Source organism: Kibdelosporangium phytohabitans (genome assembly GCF_001302585.1).
Classification (GTDB): Bacteria; Actinomycetota; Actinomycetes; order Mycobacteriales; family Pseudonocardiaceae; genus Kibdelosporangium; species Kibdelosporangium phytohabitans.
The window spans coordinates 6,502,187-6,517,788 of sequence record NZ_CP012752.1; the positions used below are offsets into that span (position 1 = coordinate 6,502,187).

Below are 15,602 nucleotides of genomic sequence, written 5' to 3' on the forward strand. Positions count from 1 at the left end.
GTGACCGACAGGCAGTGGCTGACCGCCGAGCAGGAACGCGCCTGGCGCCGGTACCGGCGAATGCGCACGCTGCTCGACCTGCAACTCGCACGCGACCTCCTGCAGGACTCCGGCCTGTCCGAAGCGGACTACGACGTCCTCTCGACACTCTCCGAACACCCCGAGGGCCGCTGGCGCGCCCGCGAACTGGCCGCCCACCTGCTGTGGTCCACCAGCCGCCTCGCCCACCACGTCGGCCGCATGGAAAGCCGTGGCCTGGTCAGCCGCCTACCCGCCGAGGGCGACGCGCGAGGCGCGGTCGTCGCGCTCACCGAGTCCGGCTGGTCCACACTGCGCGAAGCCGCGCCGCACCACGTGGCCTCGGTCCGCCGTCACCTGGTCGGCCTGCTCACACCCGAGGAGATCGCGGCACTCGACCGGATCGCCGACAAGGTCGTCACCCACCTCACCGGCCCGATCTGACGCGACCCCTACCCTGTCGATGAGAGCCTAAATCGAGTGCGAGAAACGGGTCTAGCACTCCAGCCGCACTTCGATGGTGTTGTCTTCGTTGGTAGTGGGAGGTGTTGGTGGCGGCGTCGCCAGTGATACCAGGCCCAGGTCAGGCATCGTGCGGGTGTGGTGTGGATCAGATGTGCCAGAAGACGATGGACTTCGCCGAGGGTGAGGGGCATGAGGCCAGGGCCGATGCTTTGGGGATATCGCCGCGGTCACGGCGAGCGGGGCCGTCGGGGTGTCCGTGGTCACGCCCGGCTGTGGCAATCACGAAGCCGGGATCTCGCCCAGCGAGAGCTCGGTCCAGTGCTGCGCGGAGAGCGACTTCCCGTTTGGTTGATCGGACCGACAGCAGCAAGATTCCGAAACGGTCGGTGGGGTATGCGCTGTAGTCGGCGATCTTGCGCGTGACGACGGACAGCGACTCGCTGCCGGTGTCGTGTGTCAGGAAGAAGCGGACTGTACGCCCGTGTTCCTCCCAGCATCCGTAGCCGTCGGGCCGTAGCTGTGCTGAGTACCCGTTCCTGTTCGTCCAGAAGAAATTCACGCACCGCTGTTCTGACCACCATTGGGTGAGTGCACCATGGTCGCTGCCGTGGTCGCGGTGGCGATGTGAGGCCAGGGCGCAGAAGAAGTCGTTCACTCCGAGTTGGTGGTCGAGCTTCGGCCACACTGTGAGTCGTTCCAAGGCTTTCGCGTATTCCTTGGGCGTTGGTGGTTTCTGCGCACGTCGCGCGGCGATCAGCCGTTTGCCGGGGTAGCCGAGAGCGTAGCGTGTTTCCGTCACGGCGCCGTGCTGGCGTCGACGGCGGAACGCGAACACGACGCCCAGTTGACGCAGGTTCAGCAGTCGGGATTGCGCCCGGCGAATCGACGTGACCTCGAGGGCCGAGGCTTGGGGTCGTCGTGAGGACTTTGTGTTCCGCGAGGACGTCTGGGTGGTTTCCGATTGCCGCGCCACCGGAGCGTCGCCGCGAAAAGGATCTGGTGTGATGCCGGGTGAACGACGGAGCCCTGGGGACGGCAGAGGTCCTGGGTGCGCAATGTCCGTGCCGATGACGGTCGAGCGGTGCCGCGGCGCGGCAGCAGCAAGGACGTCCGGCTGGTGGCGATCCATCCCGGAGAACGCGCACTGATACTGCGGCGGTCCCTGACCTCGCCCCGTGAGCCCGTGCCCACATTCGTCAACCGGCACGCCCGCTGTTGGAGATCAAGCGGATCGCCGACGACAGCCCGGCCTTCCGCATCACCCGGCGAACGACCTGGCCGACCGGCAAGGAACCACACCGGCGGATAGGACATGCCAGGCTTGCAGGACTGATGTTCTGCACACTCGTCTTTCGTGACTCGAAGACCACGACCAGGGGCGAGGTCGACGTCGAAGCAGGGTGCCCGATCCTCCGCCTCATCTCCGGAACCACCTATCTCCTTCTGGGTGCGAAAACGCGGTCCTGGCCCCCGGCAAGGTGGTCAGCGTCAGCGGCCTGCCCCGGCCCGGCCTGGTCACGACGTGTCCACAGGAAGTCCCACTCGAAGTCCGCGCGGCGGGCCTCGACGGAGCAAAGAGGGTGATCATGCGCTTCACTCGGTGCTCACGGCCCGACCAACTCACTCTCGCCCACATCGAGCCACGGCAGGTGCACACAAATACCGCCCCTCCGGCGACGGTTCCGTCATGTCACAGGGTCATGGTGGTCGGGTGGAGACGACTGGTGAGCATCTGGTCATAGCGGTCAACTTCGTCGGCCCGATCGCCTACTTCCGGTTCAGCAGCATCCGCCTGTTGCGTCAGGTGCGGCTTCGCCCGACGTTGTGGCGCTGGCGGCGGGTTTGGTGGCGCGGACGATCGCGGAGTGCATGGCGTCGGCGACTTGGTGGGTGGGGGTGATCTCGATGTCGGTGAACCCGGCTGCGGTGAGGTGTTCGCGGTATTCAGTGAAGCTCAGCGCCCCGGCGATGCAGCCGACATACGAGCCGCGCTCGGCGCGCTGCTCGGGGGTGAGGTGGTCGGCGGCGACGACGTCGGAGATCCCGATCCGCCCGCCGGGAGCCAGCACCCGGAAGGTCTCGGCGAACACGGCGGGCTTGTCGACCGAGAGGTTGATGACGCAGTTGGAGATCACCACGTCGATGGTGCCCGCGGGCAGGGGGATGGCCTCGATGGTGCCCTTCAGGAACTCGACGTTGGTGACGCCGGCCTTGGCGGTGTTGGCCAGGGCGAGTGTGAGCATCTCGTCGGTCATGTCCAGGCCGTAGGCCTTGCCGGTCGGCCCGACCCGGCGGGCGGACAGCAGTACGTCGATGCCGCCACCGGAGCCCAGGTCCAGGACCCGTTCGCCGTCACGCAGTTCAGCGACCGCGGTCGGGTTGCCGCAGCCCAGTGACGCGGCTACCGCCTCGGCGGGCAACTCGTCGCGTTCGGCTCCCGTGTAGAGGGTGCTGCCGAAGTTCGAATCCACTTCCACCGGTGCCGGTCCGCAGCAGTCGGTGGTTGTGCTTGCGGTCAGCACGGTAGTGGCCGCGGCGGCGTAGCGTTCGCGGACCGTCTCACGCAGGTCGGTTGCCTGGTCGTTCATCAGTGTGTCGCTCCCCGTCGGTGGTTCCACCGGCCTGCGGTCTCAAGGCCGGTGTATCGATGTGCGTCGATGCAAGCTTGCGACCCTGGGTAGAAGTTTGTCAATATAGAAGCATGTCGAAACAAGAGCCGTTGCCAGTGCTCGGCCAGACCGACGCCTGCTGTCCCGGCCTGCTGACCGCGCCGTTGAGCACAGAGCAGGCCGACCAGTTGGCACCGGTGTTCAAGGCGCTGGGCGACCCGGTACGGCTGCGGCTGCTGTCGATGATCGCCTCCCGCTCCGGGGGCGAGGTCTGTGTGTGCGAGCTGACGCCGAGCTTCGAGTTGTCCCAGCCGACGATCTCGCATCACCTGAAATTGTTGCGCCAGGCCGGGTTGATCGACTGTGAACGACGCGGCACCTGGGTGTACTACTGGCTGCTGCCCGAGGCCACCGACCGGCTCGCCGCACTGCTGACCCGCCCGGCCGGAGACCAGTTGCCCGAACCCGCCGTTGGCGGTCACCGGTGACCGCGCCGACCGGCTCCACTATTGGCACCGGTGTCGATCGGGGATCGGTGACGGGGCGGTTGTCGCGGCTGGATCGGCTGCTGCCGGTGTGGATTCTGGCGGCGATGGCCGCTGGGCTCGGTCTTGGCCGTGCGGTGCCCGGCATCGGAGACGCGCTCGCGGCGGTCACTGTTGCCGGGGTGTCGTTGCCGATCGCGCTCGGGCTGCTGGTGATGATGTACCCGGTGCTGGCCAAGGTCCGCTATGACCGGCTCGGCAGCGTCACCGGCGACCGGCGGCTGTTGTGGTCCTCGCTGCTGCTCAACTGGGTGCTCGGCCCCGCAGTGATGTTCGCGCTGGCCTGGCTGCTGCTGCCGGACCTGCCCGAGTACCGTACCGGGCTGATCATCGTCGGGCTGGCACGGTGCATCGCCATGGTCATCATCTGGAACGACCTGGCCTGTGGTGACCGCGAGGCCGCGGCCGTGCTGGTCGCGCTCAACTCGGTGTTCCAAGTGCTCATGTTCGGTGTGCTGGGGTGGTTCTACCTCGACCTGCTGCCCGACTGGCTCGGCCTGGCGACCGCCGACCTGGCCGTTTCGGGCTGGGAGATCGCCCGCAGCGTGCTGATCTTCCTCGGTGTCCCGCTGGCAGCCGGGTACCTCACCCGCCGACTGGGCGAAAAGGCCCGGGGGCGTGACTGGTACGAAACCCGGCTGCTGCCCCGCGTGGGTCCGTTCGCCCTGTACGGGTTGCTGTTCACCATCGTGATCCTGTTCGCGTTGCAAGGCCGCCAAATCACCCAGCAACCCCTGGACGTCGCCCGCATCGCGCTGCCGCTGCTGGTCTACTTCGCGCTGATGTGGGCCGGGTCCTACGCGCTGGGCCGCGCGATCGGGCTGGGATACCGGCGACGCACCACACTGGCGTTCACCGCCGCGGGCAACAACTTCGAACTCGCGATCGCGGTGGCCATCGCCACCTACGGCGCGACCAGCGGCCAAGCCCTGGCGGGCGTCGTCGGCCCGCTCATCGAGGTCCCCGTACTCATCGCCTTGGTCTATCTCGCCCTGGCCCTACGACGCCGACAGTCAACACCCGACACCTGAGTCCCCGCTTACCCGACTCCCGGGTACACGATCTGCCAGCCCGTGAGGGCGCTGTCCTCACCCGCCGGTCCGACGGGAACTTCTCCCGGGAAACCGTCGCCGCGCTGCTACGCGACGTTCGATCAACTCGCCACCACCGCGAAAACCCAAAGGACTCACCATGCCCGAGAACCCCGAAGTGCTGTTCGTCTGCGTCCACAACGCTGGACGCTCCCAAATGGCCGCCGCGCTGCTGCACCACCACGGCCAAGGCAGGGTGACCGTCCACTCAGCCGGGTCAGCTCCCGCCGACACCATCAACCCCGCCGTCGTCACCGTCATGGCCGAACTCGGACTCGACCTGGCCCACGAGTTCCCCAAACCCCTGACCACCGAAGCAGTACAAGCCGCGGACGTGGTGATCACCATGGGCTGCGGAGACGCCTGCCCGGTCTTCCCCGGCAAGCGCTACCTCGACTGGAACCTCGACGACCCCACCGGCAAGGACATCGACGACGTGCGCGCCATCCGCGACGCGATCAACCAACGGGTTCGGTCCCTTCTCGCCGAACTCGCGCCAGTCAGCTGAGGCACATCATCATTGTCCACTGTGGATCTTTACTGTCCGCCCGCTCGGCCCACCGCCGGGGTTTCACGATGACGCCGACGCGAGAGTCGTCACCTCGGCCACTCCGGGGACAGCACGGGCGGTGACGTCGGCGATGTGCCGGTCGGCCGCGTCGCCGTACTCGTCCACCAATGTCACCACACCGTCGACCACCGTCGCCGACCAGTTGCCACGGCGGAAGGCCCGGCACAGGTGGTGCCGGACGTCCCGCGTGATCGCCTCGTCATCGCGTGCGATGGTGCGCAGCAGGTCGCGCCGGGTCACGATGCCGACCAGCGTTCCCCCGTCCACGATGGGAACCACCCGGAAGTGGTTGTCGAGCATGTCGTGGGCCAGTTGTGCGGCATCCGCAGCCGGTGTTCTGGTCAGCACCTCTTCGTCATCACGTCAGCCACCGTGACCGCGCCCGGCGTGTTGCCGTTCGGAGCGGGCCAGTCGGGGTGCATCAGCGCACGCGGATCGGCGGTGATCCTGTCTTTCAGGAGATCGATCTCCGTCACCACACCAACGAGCCCGCCATCGGCCGAGATGTTTTGGCCGGTCGTGGCCGGGCCTTCCGGCCTGTCTCGACTGCGGGCGTCGCACCGCCCCACCCGCGACAACAGAGCACGTTCGCTCCTGCCGGCGGTCTTCCCGTTCTGCTGCCCAAGGCCCCTACCGCACGGAGTCTTTCGCCCCGATCGGTTGCCGGGTGCGGCGAACAGGATGGTGCCAACACCGAGAAAGGAGGCTCCATGTCCACCCCTGCCAACGACGCCCTGCAGGTCTCGCCACACCAGGCGGCCGACACCACACCCAGCACGGTGCCGTGCTGACCACGACGGCGGGCAAATGGACCACGGTGCTGCGGATCGCGACCGGCCTGTTGTTCTTCTGGGCTTTTTTGGACAAGACGTTCGGTCTCGGCTACGCCACCGGCTCGGCGAACGCGTGGATCAACGGTGGCTCGCCGACCAAGGCGCGTCGATGTCGGGCCGTTTTCCGACACGCTGCGCGCCTGGGCCGGTGCTGGCTGACCGACTGGCTGTTCATGCTCGGCCTGCTGGGCGTCGGCGTCGCAGTCACCATGGGTATCGGCCTGCGCGTCTCCGCCATCGCGGGAACCCTGACGATGCTCTTGATGTGTGTCGCGGAGTGGCCGCTCGACCGGTTCACCCCGGTTCACCGAAGCCGGTCAGCCCAGCATGTCAACCAACCCCATCGCCGACTACCACGTCATCTACGCCATCGCGCCGATCGTCGTCGCGGTGACCTACGTGGGCAACGCGTGAGGCCTGGGCCGCAAGTGGGCCGGCCTCGACTTCGTCCGCCACAACCACTGGCTGATCTGAACCCGCATCCGGCACCCGGCGCCGACGACCGAATCGGGACCTTCGCCCTGTCACGGCGTGGCAGCCGGCCCTATCGAGGTTCGTCCCGCACAGGCCACGTTCGTCGTAGCAGAACTACTTGGAGGAGCGATGCCCCGCAGCGCACTGGCCATCCGGCCGGTCCCGGAACAACAGTATCCGCGTCGCCAACGGATCGCCGCGGGGACCGACGGAACTCCCTGGGCGACGCGGCTTTGAGGGGCGCTGCGGCACGCCGCCACGCGGAGCGCCCGGGTGGACGTGTTCGCGGCGGAGTCTTCGGACGACCAGGCGCTCACCCGGCGGCTGGAGGCCTACCGCTGGCTGTTCACATCGGTGACCGTGTCACCCGGGTCACCGGTCAACGTTCTCGTGATGCCACCAACGGCTCTGTGGTCGGGGCGGACCGAGGGCCAGTCGCGGCACGCAGCGCACGCCTGGCCTTGAACGAACTATGGAGCTGGTTGACCTTCCCGCTGGGCCAGCGCGGCGATCACGCCGTCAACGACGCTCTGGGAGAACTCGCTGTCGTCGTCCGGAGTGACGATGGTGATCAGCGATAGATCTGTGGCCACGACTACGACAGGGTATGGATCGAAGGGCAGCCCCCTGTCATATGGGTCGCGCTGAACCAGTGCCTCGAACTGCGGAGCCGGGCATGGCTGGTAAAGCAGGGCAAAAGGACCGACCGTCGAGCCCGGTATCTCGTAGCCATGGTCGTCCCAGTCCGAGAGCATCCGCTCGTCCTCAACGACCAGGACCTCGCCACACGCCTCGGGGATGTCTGGGCGAGTGTCTCGCCACGCGACGAACGGCGGCTGCGCCGGATCGCCGGCCGAGATCCGCATGTCGGGCCACACGCGTCCCCAGTGCTCGAGAAACCGGCCGATGGCGGGTCCGACGCGCCCTGCGGTGAGCAGAACGGTGTCGACTCCAGTGATCACGATGAACTCCGTCCCAGTGGCGACCTCGGCTGGGGACCTCTCGCGACGGATCATCGTGTAGTCGCAGGAGCAGACCAGTTCGCTGACTCTCGAACATCCTGCCATGCCGCTGACCGGGCACCGGTTCGCCACGTCAACAGGCCCACAGATCGGCAGACGGACTGATCAGGATCGGCTGGCCCAGTACCGGAACACTCGTTGGACGTTCTCTACCCATGGTCATGTCTTCGCCGAGCGCGCCCCTGACGTTTCGTAGTGCCAGCCGTATGAGCCACTGAGCGAGGAGCATCCGGTAAGGCCGATGGGCGGACGTTCGGAGCTGCTGCCCGCGATCCCGTAACGACAGACGGGAGCGCTTTCAGGTTTGATCTTGCCCGAGCGGGTTTCGACCGGATCGTTCGGTCGTGGATGCAATGCGGGTTCTGGCCGGAGTGGTTGGCCGAGGACTGCCGTGGTGTCGCGGTCTGGAGAACCCTCGATCACTTGGAGGTGGTGCTCGCCGCGGTCGGCACCGGGAAGATCTGCCGGAAGACAGACGCGCGGCGAGCCGGCCGTCGAGCAGCCTGGCGGCATGAAGAAGATTCGCAAGGTTGTGGCGGGTGGGGTGTGCCTGCTCACCGTCCTCAGTGGAGTGGCGGGCACATCTGCCGCCGCCACGACGGGACCCGTCCTGTCCTGGCGGGACTGCGGTGACGGCCTGCTGTGCGGCTCGCTGGCCGTGCCGTCGGACTGGGCGCGGCCGGGGCAGGACCCGATCACACTCGGTCTGGCGAAGCTGCCCGCCACGATTCCCGCCGGCAAACGGGGTGTTCTGCTGATGGACCTCGGTGGCCCGCAGGCGCAGATCTCCGCGTTCCGTCAGCCGGCTCTCCAGCAACGGTTCGCGGAGCTGAGGCAGTGGTTCGACCTCGTCATCTTCGATCCTCGGGGGTTCGAGGCGAGCAGCGGCATCTCCTGTCCGCTTCCGGCGCCGAGCGAGGCCGACTACGTGTTTGCGGAGCAGGCCGCCTTCGACGCGTACGCCGAGCAGAACGCCCGCTTCGGTCGGGAGTGCGCCAGGACGCCGCTGGCCGGCGAGCTCGACTCGTGGCAGGTCGCGCATGATCTGGAGGCCATGCGTAAGGCGCTCGGCGAGCGGAGGCTCAACTATTTCGGCAACTCCTACGGCACCGTGTACGCACAGGCATACGCCGACCTGTTCCCCGGTGGCGTCGGTCGGATGTATCTGGACAGCGTCATGGACCACACCAACCCCTCGCTGCGGAACTGGCTCGGCCAGCGTGCTCGTGCGAACGAGCGCAGCCTGCACCGGTTCGCCGGCTGGTGTGCGGCGGAGCCGAGCTGCGCACTGCACGGCCGCGATGTGCTGACCGTGTGGGACGAGCTCATCGAGCGGGCTACCCAGCAGCCGATCCCCGGCGGGGGTACCACGGTCAGTGCGAAGCAGATCATCGCCCGTGCCGACGTCAGTGCCGAACGGCGGTGGCCGGCGTTCGGCACCGCCCTTGCCGAGGCACACGCGGGTGACGCGACGAAATTCGCCACCAAGCCGTCGTTTCCACCTGATCCCAGTGTGATGCGGATCGCGATCTGCGCCGACTTCCCTTACCCCGGCGACTACCGGGCGGTCCGAGCGGTGGAAACGTCCCTGCGGACGGTGGCACCGCGGCTGGGCTGGCGGCAGGCGTGGATCTGGGCCATGAACTGTGCGCGGCTGCCGGGCAACGGCACGTTCCCGCCGCACCGTCGCGACTTCGGCGGGTTCCCGCCGGTCCTGGTCGTGGGTGGCGAGTACGACGACAACACCCCGCCCGAGTGGGGACGGCACCTCGCCGCCCAGCTTCCCGGCGCCCGGTACCTCGCGGCGAACGGTGACCACGCGGTCTACGTGGACGGCAACGCCTGCGCCCGTGCTCACGTGCACCGCTACCTGACCGCCGGGCAGCTGCCGCCGAAGAACACGGTCTGTGCCTAGTGTTGCCGTTATGAAGACCATGCTGCTCGTGGTGGGCACCGCAGGACTGCTGGTCGGGTTCACGCGATGGGAGAACCCTGAGGTTGGCCTGCCGGTGCTCGTCGCGATCAGCCTCGCTGTCTGCCTGCCGCTGTCGCTGTGTCGGAGGCTGCCGGTGACCGCGGCGATACTGGCGTCGGGGGTCTCGTTGCTCGGCAGCGTGATCCCCGGCTGGCCGGGCCGGTTGGTGGCCATGACATCGTTGTGCTGCGCCGCCTACTACCGGCCGCTGCGCCTGTCATCGGTCGTGGCAGTGTCCCTGCTCTGGGTGATCGGCTACGGGATCCTGACCAGCAAGACGGGCCCGGCCGTCGACCTGGTCGTTCTCGGCGTCGCGCTGCCGGTGGCCGGCTACGCGCTGCGGCTGCAGCGTGAACGGGCCGGGCAGACGATCCGGCTGCGTCTCGCGGAGGCGGACCGCGTGGCGGCCGAGGACCGCGCGGGCCTGGCCAGAGACGTGCACGACAGCGTCGGTCACCACCTGACCGCGATCCGGCTGCAGGCCATGGCCGCCCGCCGGGCACTGGGCGGCGCACCCGCGCTCGCCGACCGTGTGTTCGGCACCATCGACGACCTCTCCTCGTCCGCGCTGAGCGAGGTGCGTGGGCTGCTGACCACGTTGCAGGCAGCCCCGGGGCTCGCGGCGGTCGAGGACCTGGTCCGCCGACTGTCCAGTGCGGACCGCCGGATCACGGTGCACGGCAAGGCAGCGCCGCTACCGCAAGCCGTCGACCACGCGGCTTACCGTGTCGTGCAGGAAGCTCTGACCAACGCAGTGCGGCACACCGACGCCACCGAGATCGACGTGTGCCTGCGGCACGACCGGCACGGCATGGAGATCACGGTCACCGACAACGGCACCAGCAGCGCTGAAGTCGTGGAGGGACAGGGCATTCGCGGCATGCGTGAACGGGTGCACGTGCTCGGCGGCACCCTGTCGGTCGGCCCCCGGCCCCCGCACGGGTGGTCAGTGCGGGTGAGGATCCCAGCATGATCCGTGTCCTGATCGCCGACGACCAGGCGCCCGTGCGTGAGGCGTTGCGGCTGGTGTTCGACGGCGAGCCGGACATCGAGGTGGTCGACGAGGCGGCCAACGGCGCCGAGGCCGTGCGAAAAGCGCTGTGGCGGCGACCGGACGTCGTGGTCGTGGATCTACGCATGCCGCACCTGGACGGGATCGCCGCCATCCGCCAGCTCACCGCGACCGAGCCGGCGCCACGCGTGCTCGCGCTGACGACCTTCGACCTGGACGCCTACCTGTTCGGTGCGTTGCAGGCAGGAGCCGCTGGTTTCCTGCTCAAAGACAGCGAACCCGAGCTGTTGCTGGACGCGGTGCGCGCGCTGCACACCGGCCAAGGGTTGATCGACCCCCAGGTGACCGGGCGGCTGATCAACCGGTTCGCCGCGCTCTCACCGCGGGCACCAACGCGTGAACTGGATCTGCTCACCCCACGCGAGCACGAGGTACTGCGGCACATCGCCCGAGGGCTGAGCAACGCCGAGATCGCCGACACGCTGGTGATCGGCCCCGGCACGGTGAAGACCCATGTCGCCAGGGTGCTCAGCAAACTGGGGCTACGCACCCGGGTCCACGCGGTGATCTACGCCTATGAGCACGGTCTGGCAGGCGACACTTGACCGGATGTACCGAGACCACCGGTCTCCCCCGTCCAGACGGGAACGTGCCGTGATCCGGATGCGCGCCGACGGTCACAGCACTGCCCGGGTGCTCTGACCTGCCTTCCGACGCTCGTCGTCCTGGGACTGCGGCGTGATACCCGTTGCCTTGAGACGACTCTCGGCGCGGTGGGTCAACCAGGTGGCGCCGAGTTGCTGACCGCACGCACCGACGAGATCGACCCGGACGGCATCGAAGCCTTCATCGCCGCGCCACAACAGCAACCGCTGGCCGCACTCGGCGACCTCGCCGCACGTCTGCGGGATATGGGCGCACCCGCGTGACTGGTCACCGTGCCCGGCCTCGCCCACGACAGCGATCACGAGGACCCGGTCTGGGCAGCAGATCTCTGGCCCGAGATCAGCGACTTCCTCGCCGGGAAGGACGACGGCTGATCACCGGCGCGCCGGGCGATTGAGCCTCAACGTGCTCGCCGCGGCGTGCAACACGTTCAACGGACGCGCCGCGGCAGGCGGGTTGTCCGTGCCGGGATGAGCGCGTTGGCTGGTGGAGCGGATCCGCCGACTCCCCGGAGTGCTGACCCAATGACACAGTTCGACGAGCTCGCACGCAGGTACGACGACACGGCCGAGCTGCCGTGGCGCAAACACATGGAGATGCCCACAGTCCTCGGTGTGCTGGGCGATCTCGCAGAGGCTGCTGTGCTCGAACTCGGATGCGGCTCGGGCGTCTACGCCCGCGCTGTCCGCGGGCGTGGCGCGGCGCGGGTCGTGGCCGTGGACGAGTCCGAGGGAATGATCGCCCACGCGAAGGCGCGGGAACGGGACGAGCAGCTGGGGATCGAGTACCTCTGTGGGCCGTTGCCCGGCGCGGAGAAGGGCAACTTCGACCTCGTGCTGGCCGTGTACGTCCTCCCTTACGCGACGACCGTGCAGGAGTTGACGGCTCTGTGCGAGACCACTTTCGCCGCACTCCGGCCCCAAGGCAGGTTCGTCGCCCTTCCCATCCACCCGCAATGGTCGGACGAGACGGACTACTACCTCCGGTACGGATTCCAGCTCACCTCCGATCAGCCCAGGGAGGACGGCGGGCCGGTCACGCTCACGATCCGATCCGGCGACTCCGAGGTCAGTGTCACCGCCCGGTACTGGTCCGCGGCGACGTTGGAGGAGGTGCTGCGCACCGCGGGGTTCGGCTCCGTGGAGTGGCGTCAGCACAGCGTGAGTCCTGCCGCGATGGCCGAGTACGGCGAGGAGTACTGGCACAACTACCTGGCCCGCCCGCACGCGGCGATCCTCGACTGCCAGAAGTAGCGCGGGGAGCCCGCATCGAGGCAACCGGAGGGGAAACATGTCCGATCCGATCGGCCGCAGCAAGGCGTTGCTCGACGGCGCCCGCTACCTCACGCTGGCGACTACCGGCGCTGACGGGCCGTGGGCGTCCACAGTGAACTTCGTCGCGTTGCGCGGGCCGCTGCGTCTCGTCTGGTACTCGTTGCGGTCGGCCCGGCACTCCCGCAACATCGCGGCGCACCCGGAGATCTCCGCCTCGATCTTCATGACCGGCCTGCCTGGTTTCGGTCTCGACGGCGCGCAACTGACGGGCGTCTGCGTCACGGTGGAGGACGTCACAGAAGAGTTCCACCGGCGTTTCTACGAGCTGGTCGCTCCGGACGAGGCCGTCCGCGCCCAATTGGCGCTGCCGCGAGAGGAGTTCGCCGGGGACGGCCCTCGCCGCTTCTACCAGCTGGAGGTCCGGCGGTGGTGGCTGTTGGACATCGACCGGTGGTTGGCGGACAAGCACGACACCCGGTTCGAGGTGTCACGCGCGCCGGAACTGCCGTGACGAACAGCCGGACCCGCGCCGGTCGTGGAACTCGCCGACCGGCTGCCCGCCGACGGTAGCGCCTACCACCTCAACAGCCCCCGGTACGCACTGCTGGACCAACTGGTGCACCAACTCAACATCGCCGGGCACCGCGTCGAGACCATCGCGACCGACCAGTGGGTCCGCGGCCTGGTCGAGTACGGCGAACACCATCCGCAGGCGGCGATCTCGCCGTTCGTCCCCCTGTTCACCGAGAAGTGGGGCCCCGAACGGGTCTCGGTCGTCGATCTCTACGTCGAGGACCGGATGCCACGCCTCGGCTGCACCAGGACCTGGGACGCCTTCGCCTACCTCACCGGCCAGTCCTGCCCGGCGACCGAGGACCTGCTCCCCGGCTGCGTCGAGGTGCTCACCAGCAGCGGCTTCCTCCCGGCCCCGTCGTCCCCGCTGTCTCGAACCCCGGCCCGCTGAACCGGCTGGACCGACAGCTGGAGGTGCCTTGACACTCGCCACTCGGACGCGAATACTCGGATCCGAGTGATAGGAGACGAGTATTGAAACGGACGGTGTCCAACCCGCTGGGGTTGGCCGTGCTCGGGTTGCTGGTGGAAGCACCGATGCATCCCCATGCCATGGCCGCGGCCCTGCGGGACCGTGGCATGGACCGGGTTTTCAAGGTGACCACCGGGTCGTTGTACGACGTGGTCCGGGCGCTGGAACGAGCTGGATGGATCGAGGCACGGGAGACCGTCCGGGTCGGCGCGCGCCCGGAGCGGACCATCTACCAGCACACCGCGCAGGGCTACCGGGAGTTCGTGCGCTGGGTGGACGAACTGGTTCGGGTCCCGGCCGCCGAGTACCCGAAGTTCCTGTCCGCGGTGACCTACGTGGGCGTGCTCGGTCCGGATGGGGCCACGGAGGCGCTGCGGGAGCGGGCTGATCGGGTTCGCGCATTGCTCGACGAGATCAGGACCGGTCACCGTGCGGTGCTGGAGTCCGGACAGGTGCCGCGGCTGTTCGTGGTGGAGGCCGAATACGCGGTGCGGATGTACGAGGCCGAACTCGGCTGGCTCGAGGAGATCGTCGACGACATCGAGGCCGGCCGGCTGGCCTGGCCGGAATCCGAAGGGGAGAACTGATGACGGTCATGGTGGCGGGGGCGGGCCCGGCCGGGCTGATGCTGGCCGGCGAGCTCGCGCTCGCCGGAGTCGCGGTGACGGTGGTGGACCGGTTGCCGCAACGATCGCCGTACTGCCGGGGTTTCACCCTCAACGCGCGCAGCCTGGAGCTGCTGGACCGGCGTGGCATCCTCGACCGGTTCCTCGCGGCGGGACCGACGGTGCCGTACAGCATGTTCGCCGATCCACGCCGCCCGCTGGACCTGACCGCGATGGACACCGATCACCCCTACGTGCTGGGGATCGCGCAGACCACGGTCGAGCAATTGCTCGAAGAACGACTGGCCGAGCTGGGTGTGGTGGTGCGCTGGGGACACGAGGTCAACGACTTCACGCAGGCAGACGACGGGGTGACCGTGCGGGTCAACGGCGAGCCCGAGCGAGTCGATTACCTCGTCGGTTGCGACGGCAGCCGCAGCACCGTCCGCAAACTCGCCGAGATCGGCTTCCCCGGTACGGAAGCGACCCGGTTCGGCCTGCTCGCGGACGTGGCGCTGGCCGATCCCGGCGAACTGTCGTTCGGCATGCACGGCTCGGTGTTCGTGATCCCGCGGCCCGGGTACGTCCGCATCGTGCTCGAAGAGCCGGCCCCGCCCGGTGATCGCGACCAGCCGGTGGGACTCGACTACTTCCAACAAGTTCTCCGCGAGGCCCTCGGGCGTCGGGTCGAGCTGCGCGAACCGCGCTGGCTCACCAGGTTCTCCGACGCGGCGCGCCAGGCCGAGCGCTACGTCGCGGGCCGGGTCATCCTCGCCGGCGATGCCGCGCACATCCATCCGCCCGCGGGAGCGGTGGGGGTGAACGTGGCGTTGGCGGACGCGGTGAACCTCGGCTGGAAGCTCGCGGCGACCGTGCTCGGGCGCGCACCGGACGGTTTGCTGGACAGCTACCACGAGGAGCGTCACCCGGCCGGAGCCCAAGTGCTGCGAACAACCCGTGCGCAGGCAACGCTCGGCCGCAAGGACCCCGATCTCGATCCGCTGCGGGACCTGTTCGGTGAGCTCACCGACCTCGCGCCGGTCAACAAGCACATCGCCGAGCTGATGACCGGGATAAGCACCCGGTACGACCCGAAGATCCCCGGCGATCACCCGTGGCTGGGCCGGCTCACCCCGAACCTGAAACTGACCACGGACCAGGAGCAGACCTGCGTCGCCGAACTGTTGCACCCGGCCCGTCCGGTTCTGCTGGAACTCGGTGACCGTGCCCTGCCGGGCGGAGTTCGGGCACACTGCCCCGAACATCCCGACCTCGAAGGGGTGCTGATCCGCCCAGACGGCCACACCGCCTGGATCTCCACCACGACCGATCCGCAGCCGGAGGACACCCTGCACGCCGCCATGGCCACCTGGTTCTCACCGCGTCGCTAGATCGTC

Annotated in this window: 19 protein-coding genes and 1 pseudogene; 15 read left to right on the forward strand and 5 right to left on the reverse strand. The window is 68.2% G+C overall.

From position 1 onward, the window contains the following. Entirely contained in the window at positions 1-462 is a 462-nt protein-coding gene (locus AOZ06_RS29390; protein ID WP_054292365.1) for a MarR family winged helix-turn-helix transcriptional regulator, read from the forward strand. A 166-nt stretch (positions 463-628) separates the two neighbouring features. Here AOZ06_RS29390 and AOZ06_RS29395 read toward each other — a convergent pair whose 3' ends face one another. Together AOZ06_RS29395 and arsM are read right to left on the reverse strand one after the other, a co-directional pair. Then, positions 629-1,612 (reverse strand): replication-relaxation family protein, encoded by a 984-nt coding sequence (locus AOZ06_RS29395; RefSeq protein WP_225952940.1) that lies wholly within the window; start codon positions 1,610-1,612, stop codon positions 629-631. Positions 1,613-2,261: 649 nt separating this feature from the next. Next, the gene (gene arsM / locus AOZ06_RS29400) at positions 2,262-3,071 is read right to left on the reverse strand and encodes an arsenite methyltransferase (RefSeq protein WP_054297005.1); all 810 of its coding nucleotides are present in this window, start codon (positions 3,069-3,071) and stop codon (positions 2,262-2,264) included. 113 nt (positions 3,072-3,184) lie between these two features. Between arsM and AOZ06_RS29405 the strand changes: the two genes are divergently transcribed. From AOZ06_RS29405 to AOZ06_RS29415, 3 genes are all read left to right on the forward strand, one after another. Further along, positions 3,185-3,580: an ArsR/SmtB family transcription factor gene (locus tag AOZ06_RS29405; protein ID WP_054292367.1), complete on the forward strand. Its 396-nt coding sequence runs from the start codon at positions 3,185-3,187 to the stop codon at positions 3,578-3,580. Then, the gene (gene arsB, locus AOZ06_RS29410) at positions 3,577-4,668 is read left to right on the forward strand and encodes an ACR3 family arsenite efflux transporter (protein WP_257721427.1); all 1,092 of its coding nucleotides are present in this window, start codon (positions 3,577-3,579) and stop codon (positions 4,666-4,668) included. The genes AOZ06_RS29405 and arsB overlap by 4 nt, the downstream gene beginning before the upstream one ends. A gap of 160 nt (positions 4,669-4,828) precedes the next feature. Then, positions 4,829-5,236, forward strand: a complete 408-nt coding sequence (locus AOZ06_RS29415) for an arsenate reductase ArsC (protein ID WP_054292368.1) — start codon at positions 4,829-4,831, stop codon at positions 5,234-5,236. A 63-nt stretch (positions 5,237-5,299) separates the two neighbouring features. Here AOZ06_RS29415 and AOZ06_RS29420 read toward each other — a convergent pair whose 3' ends face one another. Both AOZ06_RS29420 and AOZ06_RS56900 read right to left on the reverse strand, forming a co-directional pair. Further along, on the reverse strand, positions 5,300-5,647 hold the full coding sequence (locus tag AOZ06_RS29420; protein ID WP_054292369.1) for a CBS domain-containing protein: 348 nt from the start codon (positions 5,645-5,647) through the stop codon (positions 5,300-5,302). Continuing rightward, positions 5,641-5,877 carry a CBS domain-containing protein gene (locus tag AOZ06_RS56900; protein WP_157233323.1) on the reverse strand — a complete coding sequence of 79 codons (237 nt, stop codon included), beginning with the start codon at positions 5,875-5,877 and terminating at the stop codon, positions 5,641-5,643. The genes AOZ06_RS29420 and AOZ06_RS56900 overlap by 7 nt, the downstream gene beginning before the upstream one ends. 132 nt (positions 5,878-6,009) lie before the next feature. On the opposite strand from AOZ06_RS56900, the pseudogene AOZ06_RS62230 reads away from it, so the two are divergent. Both AOZ06_RS62230 and AOZ06_RS29430 read left to right on the forward strand, forming a co-directional pair. Beyond that, a pseudogene (locus AOZ06_RS62230) lies at positions 6,010-6,546 on the forward strand (hypothetical protein). Between the two features lie 333 nt (positions 6,547-6,879). Continuing rightward, positions 6,880-7,071, forward strand: a complete 192-nt coding sequence (locus AOZ06_RS29430) for a hypothetical protein (protein WP_054292370.1) — start codon at positions 6,880-6,882, stop codon at positions 7,069-7,071. Between the two features lie 5 nt (positions 7,072-7,076). Here AOZ06_RS29430 and AOZ06_RS29435 read toward each other — a convergent pair whose 3' ends face one another. Next, positions 7,077-7,568, reverse strand: a complete 492-nt coding sequence (locus AOZ06_RS29435; protein ID WP_157233324.1) for a hypothetical protein — start codon at positions 7,566-7,568, stop codon at positions 7,077-7,079. 571 nt (positions 7,569-8,139) lie between these two features. On the opposite strand from AOZ06_RS29435, the gene AOZ06_RS29440 reads away from it, so the two are divergent. From AOZ06_RS29440 to AOZ06_RS29475, 9 genes are all read left to right on the forward strand, one after another. Next, positions 8,140-9,543 carry an alpha/beta hydrolase gene (locus AOZ06_RS29440; protein ID WP_054292372.1) on the forward strand — a complete coding sequence of 468 codons (1,404 nt, stop codon included), beginning with the start codon at positions 8,140-8,142 and terminating at the stop codon, positions 9,541-9,543. 10 nt (positions 9,544-9,553) lie between these two features. Beyond that, a complete protein-coding gene (locus AOZ06_RS29445) occupies positions 9,554-10,576 on the forward strand; it encodes a sensor histidine kinase (RefSeq protein ID WP_054292373.1) in 1,023 nt (340 codons plus the stop codon). Beyond that, positions 10,573-11,220, forward strand: a complete 648-nt coding sequence (locus tag AOZ06_RS29450) for a response regulator (RefSeq protein ID WP_054292374.1) — start codon at positions 10,573-10,575, stop codon at positions 11,218-11,220. The genes AOZ06_RS29445 and AOZ06_RS29450 overlap by 4 nt, the downstream gene beginning before the upstream one ends. A gap of 168 nt (positions 11,221-11,388) precedes the next feature. Next, positions 11,389-11,544, forward strand: a complete 156-nt coding sequence (locus tag AOZ06_RS56905) for a hypothetical protein (protein ID WP_157233325.1) — start codon at positions 11,389-11,391, stop codon at positions 11,542-11,544. A gap of 261 nt (positions 11,545-11,805) precedes the next feature. Next, positions 11,806-12,534, forward strand: coding sequence for a class I SAM-dependent methyltransferase (locus AOZ06_RS29455; RefSeq protein ID WP_054292375.1), 729 nt, complete (start codon positions 11,806-11,808; stop codon positions 12,532-12,534). A 37-nt stretch (positions 12,535-12,571) separates the two neighbouring features. Continuing rightward, on the forward strand, positions 12,572-13,066 hold the full coding sequence (locus tag AOZ06_RS29460) for a pyridoxamine 5'-phosphate oxidase family protein (protein WP_054292376.1): 495 nt from the start codon (positions 12,572-12,574) through the stop codon (positions 13,064-13,066). A gap of 24 nt (positions 13,067-13,090) precedes the next feature. Further along, on the forward strand, positions 13,091-13,519 hold the full coding sequence (locus AOZ06_RS29465) for a hypothetical protein (protein WP_054292377.1): 429 nt from the start codon (positions 13,091-13,093) through the stop codon (positions 13,517-13,519). 83 nt (positions 13,520-13,602) lie between these two features. Further along, positions 13,603-14,187: a PadR family transcriptional regulator gene (locus AOZ06_RS29470; RefSeq protein WP_179950751.1), complete on the forward strand. Its 585-nt coding sequence runs from the start codon at positions 13,603-13,605 to the stop codon at positions 14,185-14,187. Further along, positions 14,187-15,596, forward strand: a complete 1,410-nt coding sequence (locus tag AOZ06_RS29475) for an FAD-dependent monooxygenase (RefSeq protein ID WP_054292378.1) — start codon at positions 14,187-14,189, stop codon at positions 15,594-15,596. Before AOZ06_RS29470 ends, AOZ06_RS29475 begins: the two co-directional genes overlap by 1 nt. The last annotated feature ends 6 nt before the right edge of the window (positions 15,597-15,602 follow it).

Excerpts from the sequence above, each read along its gene's own strand:
- AOZ06_RS29445 (WP_054292373.1), top strand. The coding sequence starts at position 9,554 with ATGAAGACCATGCTGCTCGTGGTGGGCACCGCAGGACTGCTGGTCGGG.
- AOZ06_RS29395 (WP_225952940.1), bottom strand. The coding sequence starts at position 1,612 with ATGGATCGCCACCAGCCGGACGTCCTTGCTGCTGCCGCGCCGCGGCAC.
- AOZ06_RS29475 (WP_054292378.1), top strand. The coding sequence starts at position 14,187 with ATGACGGTCATGGTGGCGGGGGCGGGCCCGGCCGGGCTGATGCTGGCC.
- arsM (WP_054297005.1), bottom strand. The coding sequence starts at position 3,071 with ATGAACGACCAGGCAACCGACCTGCGTGAGACGGTCCGCGAACGCTAC.
- AOZ06_RS29440 (WP_054292372.1), top strand. The coding sequence starts at position 8,140 with ATGAAGAAGATTCGCAAGGTTGTGGCGGGTGGGGTGTGCCTGCTCACC.
- AOZ06_RS29415 (WP_054292368.1), top strand. The coding sequence starts at position 4,829 with ATGCCCGAGAACCCCGAAGTGCTGTTCGTCTGCGTCCACAACGCTGGA.
- AOZ06_RS29455 (WP_054292375.1), top strand. The coding sequence starts at position 11,806 with ATGACACAGTTCGACGAGCTCGCACGCAGGTACGACGACACGGCCGAG.
- AOZ06_RS29450 (WP_054292374.1), top strand. The coding sequence starts at position 10,573 with ATGATCCGTGTCCTGATCGCCGACGACCAGGCGCCCGTGCGTGAGGCG.
- AOZ06_RS29460 (WP_054292376.1), top strand. The coding sequence starts at position 12,572 with ATGTCCGATCCGATCGGCCGCAGCAAGGCGTTGCTCGACGGCGCCCGC.
- AOZ06_RS29405 (WP_054292367.1), top strand. The coding sequence starts at position 3,185 with ATGTCGAAACAAGAGCCGTTGCCAGTGCTCGGCCAGACCGACGCCTGC.